Raw genomic sequence first — 22,422 nt, 5'->3', positions numbered from 1 at the left:
GGGCCCTGACCGTTGCCCGATCACCGCAAGCACCGCGGACCGCACCCGGAGGACTCGCGGCTGTTCCGCAGTGAGAATTTGCCGGCCCTGCGGATGGCGACCCGCGACCTGAGCTGGTTGCTCAGCCACGGTTATGCCCCCAGCTCGAGTCTGAAGCTGGTCGGCGACCGCTACGCGTTGGACTCGCGCCAACGCGTGGCGGTGGCCCGCTGCGCCTGCGGCGACGCGGCGCTCGAACGGCGCCAGCGGCATCGCGTCGAGCCGCCCGCGATTCGCGGCGCGGCGCTCTCGATCGATGGCTTCAATGTGCTGACAACGATCGAAGCAGCGCTCGCCGGTGGCCTGATCCTCAAAGCTCGCGACGGCTGCTACCGCGACATGGCCAGTATGCACGGCAACTACCGCACGGTGACCGAGACGCGACGCGCGATCGAGATTCTCGGCGTCACGCTCGCTGCACTCGAAGCCCGACCTTGCCTGTGGCTGCTCGACCAGCCCGTCTCCAACAGCGGGAGGCTCAAAACGCTGCTTCGAGAATTCGGTGAAGCGGCGGGCTGGGATTGGCAGATCGAACTGGTCCCGGATCCCGATCCCGTGCTGATCGGCAGCGACCAGATTGTCGCCTCCTCCGACAGTCAAATCGTCGACCGCACCGAGCGATGGTTCAACCTGGTCCAAATCGTGCTTGACACCCACCTGCCCGACGCCTGGCGAGTCGACCTCGCAACCTGAGCCAGCGCCAGCATCGCCTTTTGCAGCGATCGCTCCCCACGCCCCGCCCCGGCAGCGAATCAGACCGGCGACCCTGCGGGAAGCCGCCCGACGCGGAACGTGCTGTAGCGGGCCTGCACAAAGCAGAAGATGCCGTAGCAAAACAAACCGATCCCAACGGCGAACAGAATCCACTGGCCGTAGGGCTGCCGAGCGAGAACGTCGAGCGCCTCGCCGGTTCCCTTCACTTTGTTCGGGTCGAGCGTCCGGGCTGCGAGGACCAGGAAGAAACCGATAATCCCAAAGGTGATCCCGCGGGCGATCAGACCCAAGCGGCCGGAATATTTGGCGACCTTTCGCTGCGTCTCGCTCATTCCCCCCGCATTGTACTTGTCCATGAACTTATCGGCCGCCCCTTGGTAGATCTGGTACAAGCCAAAGCCTGCAACGGCCAAACCGATCGCTCCCAAAACCCACTTTCCGCCCGGCACCGAGAGCAGCCATCCGACCGTGTCTTGAGTCTGACCCGAACCGCCACCCCCACCCCCGGCTGGCGAGCCCGTTGCCGGCGAGACGGTCCAGGCGAGCATCCCATAAGCAATGCCGCTGATCACGTAGCCAATGCGGGTTGCGATCCCTTTCGCATCGGTCCCTTTGCCATCCGGATCGGTAATGGCCTCAACGATTCGCCAGACGCAGTAACCAAGCAGGCCGATCGTCACCAGCCACAGCAGAAACGTTCCAAACGGCTGTTGGGCAAGCTCCGAAATCGCCCCCTCGGAGTCGGTCGTGCGGCCTCCGGCTCCCCACCCCGCCGCCGCAGCCATGCCGCCAATGAGCAGGTACACGACCCCTTTGGTCAGGTACCCCGCTCGACCGGCGTATTCAATCCATTTGCGGCCATGCTCGGCGATCTCGCCGGTCGAAGGGGTGCGTGCGGTTCGAGCGACTTGCTGAGACATGTTTGGGTACCCCCACGCCCGCCGGAGTTGAAGAAGTGGTACCAGCGGCGGTGACATCACCAGCACCAGCCAAATTCGGAAGGCAAACGGCATGCCAGCAAGTGGAGTCGAGCCAACTCGCTGTCAGAGCCGGGGCGCCTACTCTTCTGCCTTCCCCTCCGTTTGCGTCCCCCCTGCCGGCCGCGTCGGGCGGGGCTGATTCTTCCATCCCCCTCGAGTCGCCGATTCTTTGCGTCGAGGTCGACGACGTCGACCGTCTGCACGCCATCGATCCAGTGCTGATGATGATTGCCGCGGACGACCACCCGATACTGATGCCACGGCTCGGCCGGAAACGCGTCCGCCTGCGCGACCAGGGCCGACAAGCAACAGACGAAAAACATCCCAAACCTGCGCATCCCAACACCTTTCAAAGAACCGGCTCAAGCATTTTGTCCAGCGAGCGCCAGCACGCTCCGGCAAGGACGCGAGCATCGCTGCCGCCAGCGACGCTCGACGCCGGTTACAATCAATCGCCGACGACAATCCACACCGAGGGCATGGCAACACGGGCGATCTTGCAGCGATCCTCCACCGCGATCCTCCACAGCGATTCAGGAGCACTCACATCATGACCGACATCTCGAAACCCAGTGCGGAAAGACAGAGCGTGCAACGGCGGGCGTTTCTCCAGGCATCCGCCGCGGCCTCGCTCGTCGGCCTTGCCGGTTCCGAAAAAGCGCGCGCGGCACGACCGGCCGAGGAAACGGCTCCCGCCGACGTCTCCGCCCTCACCGAACGATTGAATCCCGCCATCCAACAAGCCCGAGAAGCGGCTCTCAACATTCTCAAACCGTCGCCCGCGGAACTCGAGCGAGGACTACGGCTGCACGCTGAATCGATTGTCTTTGATTCTTACGGTTTCTCACCACGGGCGGCTGTCGACGGGGACGCACTCGCCGCGGCGATCGAAGCCGGAGCGTCAAGTATTGAGATATCCGATCTCCGCGAAGAGATGACGATGACGCGGACGGTCACCGACCCGGTCGAAGAACAGGAGTACCGGGCGGCCTGGCGAGCCTCGGGCGTGACCTGCATTTTTCAAAATGCGGGCGAAGAAGGACAAGATCCGCTGCGGTTGATCAAACGGCTCGCACGCTTCACCTATGCGACCGATATGCTGCGGGGATTCGTCTCCAAGGCAGCCGTCCCCGAAGACATTGAAACCGCCAAGCGCGAAGGCCGTCACTGTTTATATTTCACCGGCAACGGCGTTCCGCTCACTCAGCAGTGGGTGTCGGTTCCCGACGAACTCCGCTATCTCCGCGTGTTCTATCAACTCGGCATCCGCATGATGCACTTGACCTATCAACGCCGCAACATGATCGGCGATGGATCGGGAGAAAAGTCCGATGCGGGTCTTAGCGATTTTGGTCGTGCAGTGGTTGCGGAGATGAACCGCGTCGGCGTGATTCCCGACTGCGCCCATTCGGGCTGGCAGACCAGTCTCGAGTCGGCACAAGTCTCGGAGAAACCGGCGGTCGCCAGCCACACGGTCTGCGCGGCGCTCGACTCGAACCCGCACGCCCGCAGTAAGCCCGACGAAGTGATTCGCGCGATCGCCGATACCGGAGGTTTTGTTGGCATCTGCTGCATTCCCCGGTATCTCCGAGGCAGCGGCGACATCGCGATGCTGCTGAACCACATCGACCATGTGGTAAAGAAGTTCGGCATCGATTACGTCGCGATCGGCACCGACATCGCCTACTCCTCGCAAAATAGCTCGGCTGAGAGCAAGAAGGTGCCGCGGCTGCCGCGACGGCGAGAAGAGTTCCGCATGCTCTGGCCGGCCGACAGCTTCCAAACGACGCGAGAGATGACCGACAGTCTCTCCTGGACCAATTGGCCCCTCTATACCGTGGGCTTGGTGCAACGCGGTTACTCGGATGAGGAGATTCGCAAGATCATCGGCGGAAACGTGATGCGAGTCGCCCGCGAAACCATGGACCGCGCTTCTTAGATCAGCGGCGGCGAAGCGGCGGGAAGAGCATCCGGCCGGATTCCGGAGGCGCACCCAGATTTATCCACCCCCCACAGTGATTGTGGTATGCTGCGGGTCCCACCCCCGCCTCTCGCGAAGCAGCCCTAGCCGTGAATCATTCCGCCTACGCTGTCGCCTGCACGCTCGTCCTGCTGATCCCAGGGGCTCCGCCGGCGGTCCAGGCCAAACCCGTCTCGCCTGAGGATCGGACTTTTTTCGAGACCCGGATTCGCCCGGTCCTGGTCGAACACTGCTACGAATGCCATGCGGCCGATTCTGCGGATCTTGGTGGCGGGCTGCGACTCGATAGCCACGACGCAATCCGCCGCGGAGGCCAGACCGGTTCGGTGTTGGTAGCGGGCGAGCCAGCGGACAGCCTGCTGATTCAGGCCCTTCGCTACGAGGGGCCGGAAATGCCACCCGAGCAGCCGCTACCGGAGTCGGTGATTCGAGATTTCGAAGTCTGGGTTGAGCGCGGTGCTCCCGATCCGCGGACCGAGGAACCGCCGCCGAAGACTGCCGAACCGCAGGAGGAAGTGCTCTGGTCGCTCGAGCCTCTCGAGGAGCCGCCGCTGCCGAAAGTGGCGCGAACCAATTGGCCGCGCGACCGCATCGATCACTTCGTCCTCGCGCGGATCGAAGCGGCGGGACTCTCCCCCACGCGTGACGCCGATCCGCGGACGCTAGCCCGACGTCTGCATTACGACTTGATCGGTTTGCCTCCCTCGCTCGAGGCGATCGAAACGTTCGTCGCGGCAAGCGAGCGTGACGGTGCCGCGGCGGTCGAGCGGTTGGTAGATCGCTTGCTCGCCAGCCCTCAGTTCGGCGTCCGCTGGGGTCGGCATTGGCTGGACGTGGCCCGCTATGGTGAATCGAACGGCAATGACGGGCTCGGCCGCAATCCGACGTTTCCCCATGCTTGGAGATATCGCGACTATGTGATCGACGCTTTCAACCGCGACACTCCTTACGACCAATTTCTCACTGAACAGATCGCCGGGGATTTGCTCGCCGCCGACTCGCCCGAGCAGCGGGACCGCCAACTTGTCGCGACCGGCTTCCTCGCCCTCACCGCCAAACCGGCGAAGGCGATGAATGAGAATTTCGCCATGGATGTCGTAGCGGATCAGATCGATGTGATCGGCCGCGGGGTGATGGGAATCAGCGTCGCCTGCGCGCGATGCCATGATCATAAGTTTGATCCGATCCCCATGCGTGACTACTACGCGCTAGCTGGACTTTTCACCAGTACCGACACGCTTTGGGGTGTCGCCGCTCACGAAGGCTTGACGGCACCTCCGACCGACGTCCATGTGCTGCAGGCTGCTCCGACCGTGCTCCCGCCACCGGATTTTGTCGAGACCGTCCTCGTCCTCGATTCGAACACCGGCGAACCTCGACCGATTCCTAAATCGAAGTGGGCTCCAGGCACTCCCTTGGCCATGGGCGTGCGGGACCGCAAAGAGGTCGCGGACTGCAAAATCAACATCAACGGAGAATCGAAAAAACTGGGCGATGCCATTCCGCGAGGCTTTCTGTCGGCGGTCTCCCTCGAGCAAACCAGCCCCATCACGGTCGATCCGCAGCAGAGCGGCCGTCTGCAGTTAGCCCAGTGGCTGACGCACCCCACGCATCCGCTGACCTCCCGCGTCATGGTCAATCGAGTCTGGATGCACCTCTTTGGCGAAGGGCTGGTTCGGACTCCCGACGATTTTGGGAAGTACGGCGAAGCTCCCACCCACCCCGAGTTGCTCGACCATCTCGCGCTCCGCTTCGTCGATTCAGGATGGTCGATCAAACGGTTGATTCGAACGATCGTGCTCAGCCGGACCTACCAGTTGAGCAGCTCGACCTCCGACGAGCTGGTCAGAACCGACGGGGCGAATCGGCTGCTGGCCCGCCACAACTACCGGCGGCTGGATGCCGAAGCACTGCGGGACAGCATGTTGCAGGTCAGCGACCAACTCGATCTGCGGCCTGCGGACGGCTCGATCATCCGCCACCGCGACATCTTGGTGAACCTGGCCGGCAACCTCCATCAACCGAGCAACCTGCGAAGCGTCTATCTGTGCTACCTGCGGAGTTCGCCTCCCCCAGAGCTGGCCGCGTTCGACCTTCCCGAATTTACCTCAGTGACCGGACGACGCGACACGAGCACCGTGCCGGGACAAGCCCTGCATCTCTACAACAGCTCGTTTGTAATCGCCCAAGCCAATAGCCTCGCTCGGTGCGTCCTGCGTGAAGCCGAAGGCGAGGAGCCGCGGGTCCGCGCTGCCTTCCGCCGCGCCCTGGGCCGCGAGCCGGCCGAAACCGAACGGACCGCAGCGAAGCGTCTCCTCCACTCCATGACCGGCCCCCCCGCGGCGGCTCACACCGACGCCGTGCAAGCTGGCGCGCAAGCTGACTCGCAAGACAAAGTCCGCCCCTGGGCCAGCCTCTGCCAAGCGTTGCTGATCACCAATGAATTCCGTTACGTCGACTAAGTAGGACCAAACCATGCCTTTCTCACGACGCAATATGCTGCGGTCCACGGCCTGTGGTTTCGGCTACTTGGCGTTGCAGGGGCTATGCGGATCGCAAGCAGCCGCGGCGGTCGGGCCTAGCTTGGTCGAGCGGAAACCCGTGCTGGCGCCACGGGCCAAGCGGGTGATTTTCCTCTGTATGAGCGGCGGCCCCGCTCAGATGGATACGTTCGATTACAAACCTCAAACCGGCAACAAAAAGCATCCTGGCTCGGTCTTCCAATTCCAACAGCACGGCGAGAGTGGATTGTGGGTTTCCGAGCTGTTCCCGGAAACGGCAAAGTTTGCGGACGACCTCTGCGTCATCAATGGCATGCACGCCGATACCGGCATCCATGCTCAGTCCTTCTTACAACTGCACACCGGCGACCGCTTGCGGGAACGACCAAGCCTCGGATCGTGGATCACCTATGGGCTTGGAACCGAGAACCAAAATCTGCCCGGCTTCATCAGTCTCAATACTTCGAAGAGCTCGATCTATTCGAGCGCCTTCCTCCCCTCGATCTACAACGGGACGCCGATCGGAGTGAACGGCGAAGACATGGCGGAAGCGACGATCCGCAATGTTTCAGGGACGCAGCTCAGCTTAACCGAGCAGCGGAGTCAGCTCGATTTCGTACAGCTAATGAATCGCCAGCACGCCCTACAGCGGCCGGGCGACGAGAATTTAGAGAGCGTCATCGAATCGATGGAACTCGGCTTTCGAATGCAAGCCGAAGCGCCCGAGTTGCTCGACATCAACCGCGAAACGCAGGAGACGCTCGAGCGTTATCAAGTCGGTAAACATACCTCGTCGGTCGGCACCTGTCGCGTCTCCGATTTCGGACGCCAGTGCCTGCTCGCGAGGCGTTTTTCGGAAGCCGGAGTGCGGTTCATCGAAGTCAATCACGGCAGCTGGGACCAGCACAAGAATCATCGCCGCGATCTCCAAGCGAACTGCGAATTCACCGATGCGCCGATCGCGGCACTCCTCGGTGATCTCAAACAGCGCGGACTGCTCGATGAGACGCTGGTGATTTGGGGCGGTGAATTTGGTCGCCCCGGTCTCACACCTGACGACGGCAAGGACGAAACGGGCCACAACGCGCGGGGCTTCACCTTCTGGATGGCCGGGGGAGGCGTCAAGCAAGGCTATGTCCACGGCAAGACGAATGAGACCGGTTCCCAAGCGGTCGAAGGGAAAGTCCATTTCCGCGATCTCCACGCCACCATCCTGCACCTGCTCGGACTTCCCCCGGACGATTTGACTTACTGGTACGCCGGCCGCGAGCACCGCTTGACCGGTCCCGAAGGGGGAAAAGTGGTGCATGAGCTGTTTGCCTGACCCAGGACGATCGATGCCAGCGAGCGACCGGCGTTTTCTCCGGCTCTCTTTTCGCCAAATGCTGGATTCGTCTCGGGGGCAGGGCTAGAATGCACCCCCAATTTGGAACCCGGCAATCCCGCTCGGCCCCCAGAGGTACGCGATGCGCGCTACAAACCGGCTCATGCGATCACGTCGACTGCTCCGCTTGTGTTGCGGAGGACTCCTCTGCAGCTCGATCGTCCTCTCAGCCGTCGCGGCCCGCGGTGATGACTGGCCTCAGTTCCGAGGTCCGAACTGCACCGGCATCTCCCAAGACGACGAACCCTTGCCGGTCCATTTCTCGGACTCCGAGAACGTGGCTTGGCAGCATCCAGTGGGCGATGGCGTGGGAGGCGCGGTCGTCGCGGCCGGGCGCGTGTTCGTCAACGGGATGACCGACGAGCAGACGGTCAGCCTGTTTGCCTTTGATCTGAAGTCCGGAAAAAAGCTCTGGCAGCGCGATTGGGCGACCGGCAAACTTCCCGAGGTCCATGCGACCAATAGCCAAGCGAGCACAACGCCTGCGGCGGATGCCGAGCGTGTCTACTTTTACTTCCCCTCGCTCGGTTTGCTGACCGTCGACGCCGAGACGGGCGAAGACATCTGGCACCAAGAACTGCCCGTGCCTTTTTTCGTCTTCAAGTGGGGTGCCGGCATGTCGCCGGTCCTCTACGACGACCTGGTACTCTTCTGCCAGGATGACGATCTCTATCCCGCTTTCTACGCGTTCGATCGCAAGACGGGAAAACTGCGCTGGAAGGACACCCGAGATGACATGGCGGTTAATTACTCACACCCGGTCATCTGCACCGTTGACGGACGCGACGATATTGTCGTCGCCGGTACCGGGATGTTGATTGGTTACGACCCGGAAACAGGCGAGCGACGTTGGCACGCGAAAGCGCTGCTGCGCAACATCAAGACGACGCCCGTGTGCAGCGACGGAGTCATCTACATTTCGGTGCAGAGCGGAGGGATTGCCAACCAGTGGCTCGCCTCGGTCGACAACGCCGAAACCGGCCACCCCGACGGCAAGCTGACCAAAGACGAAGTGCGGGCATTCATGGGAGACAATCCAATTCCCGAGGCGTTCTTTCGCAAAACGTTTGATCGCGGCGATCTCAATGGCGACGGAGCTCTCGAAGGACGCGAACTCGATCTCGCTTTCCTGCATCCCGACAATTTTGCCGGAGCGACGTACGATACGCCGAAGGAGAACGCAGCGCACGAGTACGTGCTGGCAGTCCGGGGCGGCGGTGAAGGGGACGTCACCGATTCCCACGTCCTGTGGCGCAATCCGACGCGGCATACCGACCACATCGTCTCGCCCTACGTCTCCGATGGACGCATGCTGCTGATCAAAGAGGGAGGCATCAGCACGGTCTTCGACACTGAACAGGGAGAACCGCTCCGCGGTGCCAAACGCGTCGGACGCGGCGGAAACTACTTTGCTTCGCCTGTCTCGGGGGACGGCAAGATCTACATCGCCAGCCAGAACGGTAAAGTCGTCGTCCTCCGCGATCACGCCGACTTTGAACAGTTGGCAACCAACGACATGGGCGAAAGCATCATCGCCACTCCCGCGATCTCCGATGGCAATCTGCTGATCCGCACCCGCACGAAATTGGTTTGCGTCGCCCAGCCTCAGTGACTTGCGAACCAGTCGACGAGCGACCAGCGCAGCCGGGCTCGCTTCTTATCGATGGCTTTGTTGAGCTTCGTCGCAAGCCGCTGATTCTCTTTCTCCACCAAGCGATCGCGGAATACGTCCTCGAGAAAGTCGCCGAGCTCCTCGGCGACATCCCCTCCAATCTTGCTGATCCGGTCGACTTCAAACCGCTCGATCGCGAGCTCCGCCATCTCCACCCGCGGGTCGACGGTCAGCGCCGGAGGAACTTCGCTGTAATCGGCGTAGAAACCGACGGTGGTGGTGCTCCGCAAGCGGACCCGCAGATCTCCCTCGACGCTGACGCTGTACCACTGTACGCCCAGGTTCCAACGCTCCACTCGCGCGACAAATGCCATCGGAGCCGTGATCGTCGCCTCGATTTGCCAACGGCCATCGGGCGATTGATGGACACGGTCGATTACGATCTCGACCGCCGGCCCTCCTTGCTCCGCGGCGGGAAGGCTCAACTGGTAGCGTGCCCAGCGACCATGGCGGAGTTCCCGAAACCGCCGATTGGTCTTCAGCTTCAAGCCGTCGAAGCGGACCTTGACGCCGGCCCAAACCTTTTTCGTTTCGCCCCAGTCCTTGTCCCCTTCGTAGACCCGGGGCAACTGAGTGACCGCCCACGCGGCAAGCGACTGGACCGACGATGTCGCTTCTTCGGAAGTGAGCTCTAACGCCGAACCGGTCTGAGGCGGCAACGGCGTTTCTGTCACCGGGGGCTCGGCTGCCCAAACGCCCGCACCGGGCGTGGCTCCCACCGCGAGCGCCGCTGCCCAAGCGAGCAGGACTCCCCCCACCGCGAGCCGCACTCCCTGCGGCACGCGCGTCGAGACCGCACGCGGGGGTGCGGAAATCAGCGATAGACGACGCAGAAGTAAACGCCGTCGCGGCCGGTCGCCATCGCCGCTCCGGCCACCGTCATGCGGGGATCGCTGGTATAGCAAGCCGACACTCCCGACGGCGAGAACGAACTCGACCAACCGACGCCTTCGTAGCGCCCAGGCGAGAACGACCCCGGAGGATGGTTCTTGTTTCCCGTGGCGGCCATCTGCTGGGCCCGCCGCTGAGCAACCGCCTGCAACTGGGGATCGTATCGCAGGCTCGCCAGCCCTTGTCGAGCCCGTTGCGAGTTGAGGGCTGCCAGCACATTGCCCGCTCCCCCCTGCGATCCGCTAACCACGTGTGCCGAAGTCGAGTCAGCCACACGCGCCGTGACCACGCGCCTCGGGCTGGTCGTCGCCGGAACCCCCGTCGCGTGACTGACCGCGCCGTGGATCACCGTCCCCGACGAGACCGAGCCACAACCCGATCCACTGCCACACCCTTGCCCCGAGTAGCCAGGGCTCGAGTAGCCAGGGCTCGAATAGCCAGGGCTCGAGTAGCCAGGGCTCGAGTAGCTGGGCATCGAAGTCCGATAAACCCGGCTCCCACCGTGGTAACCCCGCTGATAACCCCGTGTCCCACACGAGCCACGGGAGATCGTCCCACACGAGCCACCGGAGATCGTCCCACACGAGCCACCGGAGATCACCCTGCCCGAGTAGGGCGAACTCGAAATCACGCGGGATCCCGAGACGACCGGGGAGCTCGAAATCACGCGGGCTCCCGATGAACCATTTCCACAGCTGGTGCAGCCCGAGCCCACCGGCATCGAGACCACTCCCTGGGCCGACAGCGTCGAAGCTGGGGCGGCAAGGAAGACCGTCGAAAGTGCCGCCGCTAAAGCCGTAGCTGAACGAACCAATGTACGTCTCCATCTTCAGGTACGAAACGAACCACTCTGGGGGCGGCCAAAGCCCGACGCGGGCCTGCCGCAACACACTGGAACACCGGCCTCCGCCAGCCTCCAGTCCCCAAAACGCCCAGCAAGATGGTGTTTTTTCTCTCCAGGTAAAGGGGCTAACCGGCTTTATCCCGAAACGCCCCAACTTAGGAAATCCTGGCACGACCCTAACTCAAACAACGACCCGAGTTACGCAAAACCCGTAATCCGCAACTTCCATCGTCGGAAAGCCGAAGCGCGGCGGCAGTGCGTTAAACTGGGCAACTTGCCTGGCTGGTCTCCGGGGTTTGCTCGAGACGGCTTTCCGTCAGAAAACCTGGCGATTCCAATCCCTTGAGCCGTAGGCGCTAGCCTCGGGCCTCGCAGCCCAGGGATTGCCACTGCAACACCCGCGGCTAGCGCCGTCGGCTCACCCGCGGCTAGCGCCGTCGGCTCTGGCTTTTCCGGCAGAGCCTACTGCTGCCAGTACATCGATTCGCGGGGGCCGCGATACGCGACCGCCATCTCGGGCGTGGCATACCGCTTTTCTCCAGCGGCTAACGATTCGACGCCGCCGATCACCATCCCCGAGGTCAGCAGCGTGCGGGCAATCGGATAGGGCGTCGAGCCGCGGAGAATCATCTGCTCGATGTGCTGGATCAGCGGAGTAAAGAAGTCGGCCGTCGTGGCGCTGCTGCCCGGCATGGGGAGCATGAACTGGCAGCCGATGATTTCCCCATTGTCGGCGCGCATCCCCGCGTAGTTGAAATCGCGGATGCCGGTCAAGAAGATGGTGGTCCGAAAGCCGTCGAGATGTTCGACAAAATAGGCGGTCGTGTTGGGCAGCGCACGGCGAGCCCACTCGATCGTGATCGGAGCGGTCGGATAGCCGGTTTCCACTGGCAGATTGTGGCTGCGGCACAGCGCCGAGACGAACAGCTTGCTCGTCGCTTCGCGCTGCGCGAGCAACTCCCAGCACCGCTCGTTCGTCACCGCATGCACCGAGCGTATCCCCACTTCCCCTCCCTGCCGCCGCTCCGACATGCACTGAGCGGTTTCCAGAGCGTGAAAGTCGTAGCTGTCCACGCCTCCGTAGGCGACGCACACACTCTCCTTGAGCGGCGTGTCGTAGGGCAGGTCGAACGCCGGCAGCCGCCAGGTAACCGGGAGTGACGACCCGGCGTAGAAGGGGAAGCCGAGACGCTCTGCGTCCTCCACCATCTCCACGCACTCCGCCCACTCGGTGGAGAGATGTTTGTCGTTGAACACGGGTACGCTTCGCCCACTCGCTTCAAAAACCTTGACCACCTCCTTGAACCAGGCATAGCGAGGATAACGAGTCTGGCCTTTGGCGTTCATCGGGTAATCGCCATGCTCGCCGATCAGGATGACGCCATCGACCGCCAGTTCTTCTCCGCCGAGCGTGAGCGCCTCGGCGACCGTCGGAAACCGCTTCAGACCGTATTTGGCAATCCGTTGGCGGCCGATGTCGTTCTCGGGAAACTGATCGAGGAAGACGGAGGCCACCTCCAGTTTTGGCTCGACCCATCGTCCGCCGCTGGCGTAGCCCATCGCGAGCCGATCGAGAAAATGCTGGGCATGCGAATGGCGGAACGCGCAGGTTCCGAGAAAGGCGATTTTCTTTCTCGAACCCGGTGCCCCTGCGGCCTCGGACTCCCCCGCGGCCACAGATCCGAATAGCGCCGGAGCCGCAACCCCACCAGCCAGGGCACTGACAAAGTCTCTGCGCGTAATCATCCGCTTAACCCTCCCAAGAACGGCCGTCCCATTTCAACATGCGTTCGATCAAACGTTCGACATCGTCGCTGAAGGTGACTAGCAAGTGCTCCCCTTTCTCCGCCGACGCCAGTTGGGGCCAGCCGATATGCCCCGCCTCGGAGCGTTCCTGCGTCACCCAACCGCGCGTCGCAGGAAGAAAGGAGTCGCCTGGCGGAACGGCTCTCACCGCGCGGTAATCGCCGACCAACCTGGGCGAGATTCGGAGCATCATCGACGTCTCCCACTCGCAGGCGTGTCCCATTTCCTTTTGCTGGATCTCGGGCATCGTTTCCCACGGTCGTCCGCCGAGAGACCAGTAGGTCGTAAACAGCAGAAGAAGGTCGCCGCGGCTGCGATATCGCTGGCGAACTTCAAACACCGCCTGCTTGCCCGGCACGTCATTGCCCCCGTGACCGTTCAACATCAACAGCCGCTGAAAGCCATGGCCGATCAGGTTGTCGAGCAAACTCACCAGCAGGTCGAGATACACGCGAGGCTCACACGAGAGAGTCCCGGCAAAGTCGAGATGGTGATGCGAATTACCCAACCACATCAACGGCGCTACCAAGACTTGCTCGGAGGCCCGTTGTTCCACGCGGCGAACGATCTCGCCGAGCAACATGCTGTCGGTGTACAGCGGCATGTGGTGCCCATGCTGTTCGACGGCGGCGATCGGGATGATCACCGGCGTCTCTCGGGGCAGGGCGCGGACAGCGGGCCAGGCCAATTCTTGCAGCAGCATCGAAGGGTGATCGCCTGAGTGGGTGGGTTACTTGGGAGCCGCCGTTTCCTGCGGTTTGCTCGAGCGTGAGCCGCGGTTCCAGAACGTCTTTTCATCGGGCAGCGGACCAGCCAGCGGAGGCGTTTCGAAGTACCGCCCGTCATCGACGAGCCGCGGGTCGCCCGTCTGCCGCAGCTCGTCCATCAACCGTTCCCCTAGCCCCGCCTTGACCTCCGCATAAGCGGGTTCGTCAGCCACATTCGTCGTCTCGTGCGGATCCTTATTCAAGTCGTACAGCTCGTACTTGGGCCGCTTGCCATAAACCCAATCGTAGTGCGACTTCCACTCGGCCGAGTTCCGTTGGCCTACCAACCATGCCTTGGTCGGTCCCGCGTCTTCATCCGGATAGGTAACCCGCGTCGTTTTGGTGATCTCTTCGGCAGTCGGCGGATCTTCGCCGTCGAGCCGATACGGATCGCCGAGCGGCCACCGATCCGGCCGGAAGTTCACGATCAGCACGTGATCGGCGGTGCGAATGGCTCGCTGAGGATAAGGGCTGTAATCTGCGCGAGCAATTTCCACATGCCGCTCGCGTCCGGTCACCACCCAAGTTCGCGCGGGATCGACCAGTCCGTTTTCCTTCGACTTCAGAACCGGCCACAAGCTGCGTCCGGTCATCACATCGGGGACCGCCACACCGCCCGCTTCGAGAAACGTGGGTGCAAGATCCGGAAGGTTGACAAAGTCGTCGACCACTCGACCTCCCTCGACCCCGGGCCCGGTGATCGCCAGCGCCACGCCCGTGCCGAAACCATACAGATTGCACTTGCCATGCGGGAATCCGGGTGCACCGTGGTCCCCGCTAATCACGATCAGCGTACTCTCACGCTCTCCCCTTTTCTCCAGCTCGTCCAGCAGCACGCCGATCCCAGCATCCCAAGCAGCGATCTCGCCGAAATAATCTGCCAGGTCCTCGCGGACCTCCGGCACATCGGGCAGGTAGGGCGGCATCTTGCCCTTCAGCGAGTCGGGATCGATGCCCCACAACTCTTTGCCGCTGCCGGCAACCCAGGTACGGTGAACGTTGGTCGGACCAAACCAGTAGCAAAACGGCTTTCCTGCTTCGCGTGCCTCGAGAAAATTGCTGAAGTTCGTGCGAATTTCGTCGTACAGGGCTTGCTTTGCCTCGTCGATCGATTCGCCGCGTTCGGTTTGCTTCACGACGTTCTGCGAGAACTGGTTAAATCGCCCCCCCGCATCTTGATACGAATACTGCTGGCCTCCATACGGCGCATCGGAAGGGGTTCCGGGTCCCCAGACTTTATAGGTTTTGCCAATGTGATACCCGGCGTCTCGGAGCAGCAAAGGATAGGACGGAATCGATTCGTCCCAAACCGCGCCGCGGAGAATCGCGCCCCGGCCGGTCCGCCAGAAGTATTGACCTGAGAGCAGGGAACTGCGGCAAGGGGTGCACGATGGAGCGTTGACGTGGGCGTTGCGAAACAGGACGCCTTCTCGTGCGACACGATCGAAATGGGGCGTTTGCACCACCTGATTGATGCCACCCTTCCCGTCCGCTTCCGCCTCACCGTCAACCTCTGCATAGATGCTCGCGTGTCGCCCCCAGTCGTCGGCGAACAGAAATAGAATATTAGGATTCTCTGACTCGTTACCGAATGTCGTGGACGCTGGCAGAACCACCGTCAAAAGGAACAACCCGAAAACAGCTAATAACTTCATGCAATACGCTCGTAATGGAATCAGGAAATGTGTCGCCAGGTTTGAACCAGGTGTGTTGCATGCTCAACCCACCCCCCTCTGCGATCCGCCGGATCACGTCTGCGATCCGCCGGATCAGGGGAGCGAGTTGGGATGATTGCAGCGCAGCGCTCCGCGGCTTCCACCGGCTCGAGTGGAGGCAGTCCGAAGTGTTCAGGCAACTTTAAGTGGAGGGGCATCCGCACAACCCACGGTGGCAATCAAGCGGGTGAAGGGAGTCAGCAGGCCAGTAGCCGCACCGCGTTTTCAGAAAGCAGAGAGCCGATCTGCTCACGGTCCAACTCGGACTCGTCGAATTTGATCAGCGACGACTCCATGACCAGGAAGGGAGCGTGCGAACCATGAAGCACCCGCTGCGGCGAGGCGGTCCGCATCAGGCGAGCGATTCCGTCGGCTCCTTCGACGCGGGCGGTGTCAAACACGATCTGCGGTGTTTTCGCCAACTGAGCCGCGAGAGTGCCGGCGGGACGATAGTTGAGCAGCATCACCTTGGCATCCTCAAACGATGCCAAGATGCGTGGCAAAGGCTCGAGATTCACATCAGGCACTTGCAGTAAGGGGTGCTGCGTGCGGCGATCTTCAAGTGCGACCACGATCTGAACCAGCAAACCTCGCTTGGTCGCCGATGCCAACAGCGAGATGAAGCGGGAATCATCGAGCGTGTATCCGTGGTAGCTCGGGTACAGTCGCACTCCGGGCATCGCATGGCTCCCATGACACTTCCGTAAATCGTCTTCCCATCCCGGAAGAGCCGGATTCACGGTTCCCATGGGAACCAACATTCCTTGCGGCGCTTCGCGGCAAGCTTTGACCAGCCGCTCATTGACGCCGCCGAGGTCGCGATGCAGCACGCCTTCGTAGCTGCCGGCCCAGGCCTGCTTGATCCCCAGCGACTGCAGTTTGTTCACGAGCGCCTCGGTCGTGCTGCAGGGGAGCTGGCGAAAGGGCCACTGAAAGAGGTGGACGTTGGTGTCGACAATCCCCCTGGGTCGCGCTGATCCGCTGCCGTCCCCGCTCGATAACGGAACGGCATCCGCTGAGCGCACGGGTTCCGAGGCCACCGCAAGCGTTCCCGCCGTAGCGGATGCAAGAGCGCCCCTTAAAAGTTCGCGACGGTCCAATCCCATCGGGGTTCCTACTCTACATTGCTAGGCGAAAAGTTCTGAAACGACGCGTGGCTCCTTGACCCCGGTCAGCCGCTGGTCCAGTCCGTTGCGAAGCGTTTTTGATGCTCCGCAGATCGATCGCGTCCCCCGCGGGGTGCTGTGAGCGGATCGCTCCCGGTCCCCAAGATCGCTGCAGCCGCCAGCAAACCGCGCAGCGAGATGGCCGTCGAAGGCGCGAGCCGGGCGAGCATGATTTTCCCCCTACGGGCGGGAGGGGACAGCGGGCGGGAGGGGACAGCGGGCGGGTGCGGACTGCGGGCGGGAGGGGACTGCTGGAAGTCGGCGGGACTTGCCCAGCATGGCATCCCGGAGCGCGCGATTCAAGTCAGCGAAAGGCTTTCCTGGCCCTTCGAAAGGCTTTCTGGTCCTTCGAAAGGCTTTCTGGTCCTTCGCGCTCACTGACGCGAGCACGAACCGAGCAGGAAATTATTTCCAGCGAGACCACCGCTCCGACGGCAGCGATTATAAAACCACCTCTCTGGAGCGTCCGTTATACTTCGCTCCACCGGGCCGCGCCCTCCCTCCGTTCCTTCCCCGACCCTGCCCCCCCCGAGGAAATGACTCCGATGGAACCCACCTCACGATCGAAGGTTTGGCAATGGTGGGTGGCCGGGCTGTTGCTCCTGGCGACGATGATCAACTACATGGATCGCCAGACGCTCTCGAATCTAGCTGTTCGCATCACTCAACAATTCGATCTGAGCAACGAGCAATATGGCGATATGGAGTTCGTCTTTGGGATCGCGTTTGCGGTCGGCTCGCTGTTTTTTGGGATCATTGCCGACCGGGTCCCAGTCCGTTTGCTTTACCCGGCAATTCTCGTGGCTTGGTCGGCGGTTGGATTCGCTACCGGTTTGGCTCGCGGATACACATCGCTGTTGGTTTGTCGCTGCTTATTAGGATTTTTTGAAGCGGGGCACTGGCCGTGCGCCTTGATCGTCACCCAGGCGGTGATGTCTCGGGGCAATCGCGTCATGGGCAACAGCATCTTGCAAAGCGGCGCGTCGCTCGGCGCAATCCTCACTCCGATTGTGATCCGGTTGATGATCGGCGACAGCACCGAGCCCGATGCATGGCGGACGCCGTTTTTCGTCATCGGTGGTATCGGCGTGGCTTGGGCCTTTGTATGGCTGGCGGTCATCCGACGGGGCGATTTGCAGCGACAAGATTCCGCTGAGCCAGCCGCTTCGCAGAACGAAGCTTCCAGCCGCAGCTCCGAGCCGCACGATTCTGACCGTCACGCCCCGGGGAGATGGATCTGGACGCTGCTCACCGATCGCCGTTTCTGGGCGCTGACGTGTATGGTGATCGCCATCAACACCTCTTGGCAGTTAATCCGCGCGTGGTTGCCCAAATTCTTGCAAGAAGGACGAGGCTATTCCGAGGCCGAAGCGCTCTACTTCAATTCGACCTACTTTATTTTCACCGACGTCGGCTGCATCGCCGCCGGGGTGGTCGCGATGTGGCTGGTCCGTCGCGGGTTGCGGGTCCATACCAGCCGCGTGTTGGTCTATCTTGGGTGTTCGCTGCTGGCCGGGCTCACGACGCTGGCCGCAGTGCTGCCTCAAGGCTGGCCCCTGCTGGCAACGCTGTTGTGCGTCGCGGCGGGCACTCTCGGCGTCTTCCCCTGCTATTATTCGTTCACGCAGGAGGTCAGCGTCACCCACATGGGACGGCTGACTGGAATGCTCTCCTTTATCGGCTGGCTTGCCTCATCGCCGACGCAAAAGTTGTTCGGCTACGTCGTCGACCAGACGGGTTCATACGACTTCAACCTCGCCATCCTCGGTTGGTCCCCGCTGCTCGGCCTTATCCTTTTCTTGGTGCTTTGGCCGCGGCATACCAGCGACGATGCCGATGCGGCGCTGCCTAACGTCTGAGGCTAGCGCTCCCGCCCGCGGAGGTGGATTGGCCCGCCTGCTGTGGCTACACTGCCTCCGCGATCCGCTGTCGCTTCCCCAGTTCATCGCCGACCTCAAATCGGGGCAACCGGCCGAGGAGGCATTGATGCTCAACTACGGCCTCACGTACGAACTGCTCGCCGCTCAATTCGGAGCTTCCTTCGGCATTCCCGGAGTCCAGCCGTAGGACCGGATTGCGTGGTGACATTTCTCGTTTCGGGCGTTCATTAAGTAACCGTCCGGCCCACTTTCACGGCTGGCTCCGACGCACGGCTGGCTCCTATGCACTGCGGGCCCCGTCGAGTGCCGGAACGCGTGCGACCTTCGGCACGCAGAGCTGTCGCTTCCGATTAAACTGGGCCTCTTCTCCTCTGAGTTCGAGTTTCTCAACTCCTCGTCGCTTTCCCTGGCAAACCGAATTTCGATGGCCACTTACTTCAAAATTCCCTGCCCCGAATGTGGCAAGTCGCTGAAAGTTTCCGAGAATCTTTGCGGCAAGAGCCGAGCCTGTCCCTACTGCCGCGCCACAGTCCGGATTCCCGACGCCCCTCCGGCGGAGGCGTTCGAGCCGGAAGTGGTGGTGCCGAATCTGCAGATTGAAGAGCGTCCTGCGTCCGGCCGCCCAGCGCCGCGCGTGGCCGCCAAAGCCGCCACGCCCAAAAAACCGCACGTCGTCCAGCATCAACGGGCCAAGAAAAGCTGGTTCAGTTCGTCGAGCGATTCGGCCAGCAGCGACGTCAGCCTCGTCCTCTCAGGGCTGATCGCGGCCGGCGTGTCGGTCGTCTGGTTCGCCCTCCTCTACCCCGTCCGCGAGACCTACTTTGGAGCCCTGTTCTGGGACCGCGGTCCGGTTCCCTTTCCGACCACGTTCCTGATGTTCTGGGCGCTGGCGATCCTGGGGCTGAAGTGGCTGCGTTTGAAGCAGCAGCGGGACGCGATGTTGCTCGACGTTCTACCGACGGAAGTCTCTCGCGAGATCACGCTCGATTCGATCGACGGATTCATCGATCATATCAACCAACTTCCGGCGGACAGCAGCGATAGTTTTCTGATCAATCGTGTCGTCCGCGGCATCGAACATTTTCGCGTCCGCAAAAGCGCCGCCGAAACGGTCACGATGATGGAGTCGCAGTCGGAAATTGACGCCAACAACGTCGCCGGCAGTTATACAATTCTCAAAGTCTTCATCTGGTCGCTCCCAATTTTGGGGTTCATCGGGACGGTGATGGGCGTCAGCGACGCGGTCGCCAGCTTGGCCGGAAGCCTCAGCAGCGGCGGCAGCATGGACGCGATGAAAGGGGCGCTGCAGCAGGTTTTCGCTGGCCTCGGTACCGCATTCGACACGACGCTCCTGGCGTTGATCATGAGCATGCTGGTCAAGATCCCCGCCTCGGCACTGCAGAAGGGGGAAGAAGACGTCATCACCAAAGTCGATGAGTACTGCAACGAGAATTTACTCCGACGGTTGAACGATGGCCGCGAGGGTGGGGCCGAACGCGGTGCCGCGGCTGGCGGTGATACGCAGGTCTTTCGCGAAGCGGTCGAACAAGCCCTGGGGACGCAGCACGCCGAAATGGAGCGGTGGCTCAGCAAGCTCGATGCAATCGGCGGGCGACTGACCGATCAAGTCTCCAAAGGGTGGGATCGAGTCAACGAGCGGATTGAACAGCAGCAGCAACAGCATGTTGCGGTCCTGCACAAACAGCAACTCGATCAGCAGGCGCGACTCCAGGCACAGCTCGATCAAATGGCCAACGCCGCGGAGAAGATCCAGGCCAGCCTCACCCAGTTGGCCGAGCGAACCTCGAACCTGCAATCGCAGGTCAACGAGACGTTTGAAAAGACCAACGGCGTGCTCGCCGACCATTTAGCCGGCGTCCAACTCGGCTTAGCTGGCCTCAGTGGAGTGCTGGAAAAAATCGGCGACCAACAAGTGGTTGTGCAGCAGATCGAAGCCTCGCCGGAACGGTCGCGGCCGTGGTTCGGGCGGAATCGGCGGACCGCTGGCAAGCAGAACGGAAGCAAAATCTGATGGGAAAGCGACGCCGCAATGCGGATGACGACATTTCGTTGTTCCCCTTCCTCAGCATCATCGCCTCGGTCATCGGAGTGCTGACGATGATGATCGCTACGCTTGCGCTGGCCGAAACCGACACGCCCGATGTGGCGCAGATCGAACGGTTCGAAGCGCTGCAGAAAGAGCTCAAACAGACCGACGAGCAAATCGAGGAGCTCCGCCGCCAAATCGCCATCTCCGATTCCTCGTCTCTCAAACTGCGGGAACAGAAAAAGCTGCTCGACGTGACCTTGCAAGAACTCCAAGAGATGCTGATTCAGCTCGAGGAGGTGGAAAAGGAACTCGCTGAACAGCAACAGGTCGAGATCGTGATTCCGCCGATCGACGAGGAGGCTCGCGAAACGGCGGCCGACATGCAGGCCCAAGCGACGGCGCTCGAAGAGGAGCTCGCCCAGCTCGAGAAGGAGCTCGCCGAGAGGAAAGAAAAGAGCGAAGCGAACGTGACCGTCCTACCCCAGGGCAGCGGTTTGAACTTCGTCCCCCATTTTGTCGAATGCTCCTCCGATTCGATTGTGCTTCACACCACCGATCCGCCGAAACGGATTCGCACGGCGGAGGTGCCCAAAGATCAGGACTTCCTCGATCTGCTCGGAAAAGTCGCCAACGGTGCCAACGATTCGATCGTATTCCTTCTTCGCAGCGACGGGCTCTCCACCTACCAGCTGTGCAAACGCCTCTGCGACGAGCGTCAGATTCGCAATGGCAAATTGCCGGTTGTTGGCCAGGGCCGAATCGATCTGAGCGCGTTCGTCGAAAAGGAACCCAACTGATGGCCCGACGACAAACCAGTGATGATGACGAGGGTGGTCTCGACTCGCTGCTCGATACGCTGACCAACGTGGTGGGAATCCTCGTCCTCGTGCTGATCGTCATGCAGATGAGCATCGCCGACGTCGTGGCCAGGATCACGACGGAGAACAAGATCGATGAGGCGAAGATTACGGAGCTGACTCAGCAGCTCGCTCTCAAAACGGAACAAAAAGAGCAGCTCGAAAGCGACTTGGTCGATCCCCTCCGCATCGACCCGGAACGACAGCAACAGGAACTGAAGCTCAAGCAGGAGCTACTCGAGCGACGCAGGCGTCTGCTCCAAGAAAAGCAACAGCAGAAGAACGAGTACGCCTTGAAACTCGAACAGGATCGGGAAACCGCCGAGAAGAACCGGCAGGAGATCGCCGACACCGAAGAAACGCGGAAACAACTGGAGGCCACGCTGGCCGCCGCTCTCGATAAGAAGGCGGAACTGCAAGCCAAGCTGGCAACGACGCCCAGGACGCAGGCCCCGGCGGACGTCAAGATCAGCATTCCCAATCCTCGCCCCGCGCCGCCGGGAGCCGAGCCTCTGTTGATCCTGTGCGTCGAGGATCGGCTCTACCCAATGGCGACCGAGTTTTTCCGAAAGAATGCAGAAGCCAAGGCGAAGCTGCTGATCAACCGCTTTGGGCTCGACCGCAATCCGATCCAAGGCATCAACCCAGAAATCTTTACTCAGCACTGGGAGAAGCTGGGAGACCAGGATGATTTTTTTGACGTCGAATATTATGTCCAGGATGAGCGCTACCCACGCATTCGCTTGATCCCGCGGGAGGGCCGTGGAGCTACCATCCGTCAGCTCAATACGCGAAGCTCACGGATCCGCTCGGCGAACTATCTCGGCGCGATCGATCCCACCCAGTCCTACGCCCGGTTCTACGTGCTGCCGGACAGCTATGAAGCGTACGTGCTTGCAAGGCGGTTCTTCACCGAGGCGGAGATGTTGGCGGGCTGGGAACCGCAACCAGCCGACTGGCAATACACCACTTCGGTTCCGGGCGGCATCGAACTCGGACCACCTCGCCCCAAACCGGCCACTCCGCCGGCGCCGCGTCCCCCGGCGAAGCCCCAGAACGTGATCGACTGATCGCTCTTCTGCGAGTCGTCTTAAGGTGCCTTTGGGGGTATTGGAACCCTCGAGGAATCGCCTCCGGGTGCGCGGTGGCCGCGCGACCTTCTTTTGGGTCACAGC

At 61.8% G+C, this 22,422-nt stretch carries 18 protein-coding genes; 10 read left to right on the top strand and 8 right to left on the bottom strand.

Features of this window, described 5'->3' with window-relative positions:
• The first annotated feature begins 12 nt into the window (after positions 1-12).
• On the top strand, positions 13-732 hold the full coding sequence (locus GNK13_RS02240) for a DUF434 domain-containing protein (RefSeq protein WP_164100812.1): 720 nt from the start codon (positions 13-15) through the stop codon (positions 730-732).
• A gap of 59 nt (positions 733-791) precedes the next feature.
• On the opposite strand, the gene GNK13_RS02235 is transcribed toward GNK13_RS02240, so the two are convergent.
• Positions 792-1,673: a DUF1206 domain-containing protein gene (locus GNK13_RS02235; RefSeq protein ID WP_164100811.1), complete on the bottom strand. Its 882-nt coding sequence runs from the start codon at positions 1,671-1,673 to the stop codon at positions 792-794.
• 56 nt (positions 1,674-1,729) lie between these two features.
• Positions 1,730-2,071, bottom strand: coding sequence for a family 16 glycoside hydrolase (locus GNK13_RS02230; RefSeq protein WP_164100810.1), 342 nt, complete (start codon positions 2,069-2,071; stop codon positions 1,730-1,732).
• Between the two features lie 212 nt (positions 2,072-2,283).
• Between GNK13_RS02230 and GNK13_RS02225 the strand changes: the two genes are divergently transcribed.
• The 4 genes from GNK13_RS02225 (at position 2,284) to GNK13_RS02210 (ending at position 9,211) form a co-directional block, all read left to right on the top strand.
• Positions 2,284-3,672 (top strand): dipeptidase, encoded by a 1,389-nt coding sequence (locus GNK13_RS02225; protein WP_164100809.1) that lies wholly within the window; start codon positions 2,284-2,286, stop codon positions 3,670-3,672.
• A gap of 131 nt (positions 3,673-3,803) precedes the next feature.
• The gene (locus GNK13_RS02220) at positions 3,804-6,176 is read left to right on the top strand and encodes a PSD1 and planctomycete cytochrome C domain-containing protein (RefSeq protein WP_235934724.1); all 2,373 of its coding nucleotides are present in this window, start codon (positions 3,804-3,806) and stop codon (positions 6,174-6,176) included.
• A 13-nt stretch (positions 6,177-6,189) separates the two neighbouring features.
• Positions 6,190-7,539: a DUF1501 domain-containing protein gene (locus tag GNK13_RS02215; RefSeq protein WP_164100808.1), complete on the top strand. Its 1,350-nt coding sequence runs from the start codon at positions 6,190-6,192 to the stop codon at positions 7,537-7,539.
• A gap of 163 nt (positions 7,540-7,702) precedes the next feature.
• Positions 7,703-9,211 (top strand): outer membrane protein assembly factor BamB family protein, encoded by a 1,509-nt coding sequence (locus GNK13_RS02210; RefSeq protein ID WP_164100807.1) that lies wholly within the window; start codon positions 7,703-7,705, stop codon positions 9,209-9,211.
• On the opposite strand, the gene GNK13_RS02205 is transcribed toward GNK13_RS02210, so the two are convergent.
• From GNK13_RS02205 to GNK13_RS02180, 6 genes are all read right to left on the bottom strand, one after another.
• Complete coding sequence (locus GNK13_RS02205) at positions 9,205-10,053, bottom strand: hypothetical protein (protein WP_164100806.1); 849 nt, start codon at positions 10,051-10,053, stop codon at positions 9,205-9,207. The genes GNK13_RS02210 and GNK13_RS02205 overlap by 7 nt on opposite strands.
• A gap of 32 nt (positions 10,054-10,085) precedes the next feature.
• Entirely contained in the window at positions 10,086-10,637 is a 552-nt protein-coding gene (locus tag GNK13_RS02200; RefSeq protein WP_235934723.1) for a CAP domain-containing protein, read from the bottom strand.
• An 831-nt stretch (positions 10,638-11,468) separates the two neighbouring features.
• Positions 11,469-12,752: a hypothetical protein gene (locus GNK13_RS02195; protein WP_164100805.1), complete on the bottom strand. Its 1,284-nt coding sequence runs from the start codon at positions 12,750-12,752 to the stop codon at positions 11,469-11,471.
• A gap of 4 nt (positions 12,753-12,756) precedes the next feature.
• Entirely contained in the window at positions 12,757-13,515 is a 759-nt protein-coding gene (locus GNK13_RS02190) for a creatininase family protein (RefSeq protein ID WP_164100804.1), read from the bottom strand.
• 27 nt (positions 13,516-13,542) lie between these two features.
• Positions 13,543-15,234 (bottom strand): sulfatase family protein, encoded by a 1,692-nt coding sequence (locus GNK13_RS02185; RefSeq protein WP_164100803.1) that lies wholly within the window; start codon positions 15,232-15,234, stop codon positions 13,543-13,545.
• Positions 15,235-15,491: 257 nt separating this feature from the next.
• On the bottom strand, positions 15,492-16,181 hold the full coding sequence (locus GNK13_RS02180; protein WP_164100802.1) for an amidohydrolase family protein: 690 nt from the start codon (positions 16,179-16,181) through the stop codon (positions 15,492-15,494).
• A gap of 824 nt (positions 16,182-17,005) precedes the next feature.
• Here GNK13_RS02180 and GNK13_RS02175 point away from each other — a divergent pair.
• The 5 genes from GNK13_RS02175 to GNK13_RS02155 all read left to right on the top strand — a co-directional run bounded on the left by GNK13_RS02175 (position 17,006) and on the right by GNK13_RS02155 (position 22,317).
• Complete coding sequence (locus GNK13_RS02175) at positions 17,006-18,319, top strand: MFS transporter (RefSeq protein WP_164100801.1); 1,314 nt, start codon at positions 17,006-17,008, stop codon at positions 18,317-18,319.
• Positions 18,297-18,527, top strand: a complete 231-nt coding sequence (locus GNK13_RS02170; RefSeq protein ID WP_164100800.1) for a hypothetical protein — start codon at positions 18,297-18,299, stop codon at positions 18,525-18,527. The genes GNK13_RS02175 and GNK13_RS02170 overlap by 23 nt, the downstream gene beginning before the upstream one ends.
• 237 nt (positions 18,528-18,764) lie before the next feature.
• Positions 18,765-20,372 (top strand): MotA/TolQ/ExbB proton channel family protein, encoded by a 1,608-nt coding sequence (locus GNK13_RS02165; RefSeq protein WP_164100799.1) that lies wholly within the window; start codon positions 18,765-18,767, stop codon positions 20,370-20,372.
• Positions 20,372-21,187, top strand: coding sequence for a hypothetical protein (locus GNK13_RS02160; RefSeq protein ID WP_203328885.1), 816 nt, complete (start codon positions 20,372-20,374; stop codon positions 21,185-21,187). The genes GNK13_RS02165 and GNK13_RS02160 overlap by 1 nt, the downstream gene beginning before the upstream one ends.
• Positions 21,187-22,317: a hypothetical protein gene (locus GNK13_RS02155; RefSeq protein ID WP_164100798.1), complete on the top strand. Its 1,131-nt coding sequence runs from the start codon at positions 21,187-21,189 to the stop codon at positions 22,315-22,317. Before GNK13_RS02160 ends, GNK13_RS02155 begins: the two co-directional genes overlap by 1 nt.
• Positions 22,318-22,422 lie beyond the last annotated feature (105 nt).

It is taken from the genome of Candidatus Laterigemmans baculatus (assembly GCF_010367455.1).
Taxonomy (GTDB): Bacteria; Planctomycetota; Planctomycetia; order Pirellulales; family Pirellulaceae; genus Laterigemmans; species Laterigemmans baculatus.
Note: the sequence above shows the minus strand (reverse complement) of the source record. Positions and strands in the feature narration are given on the sequence as shown.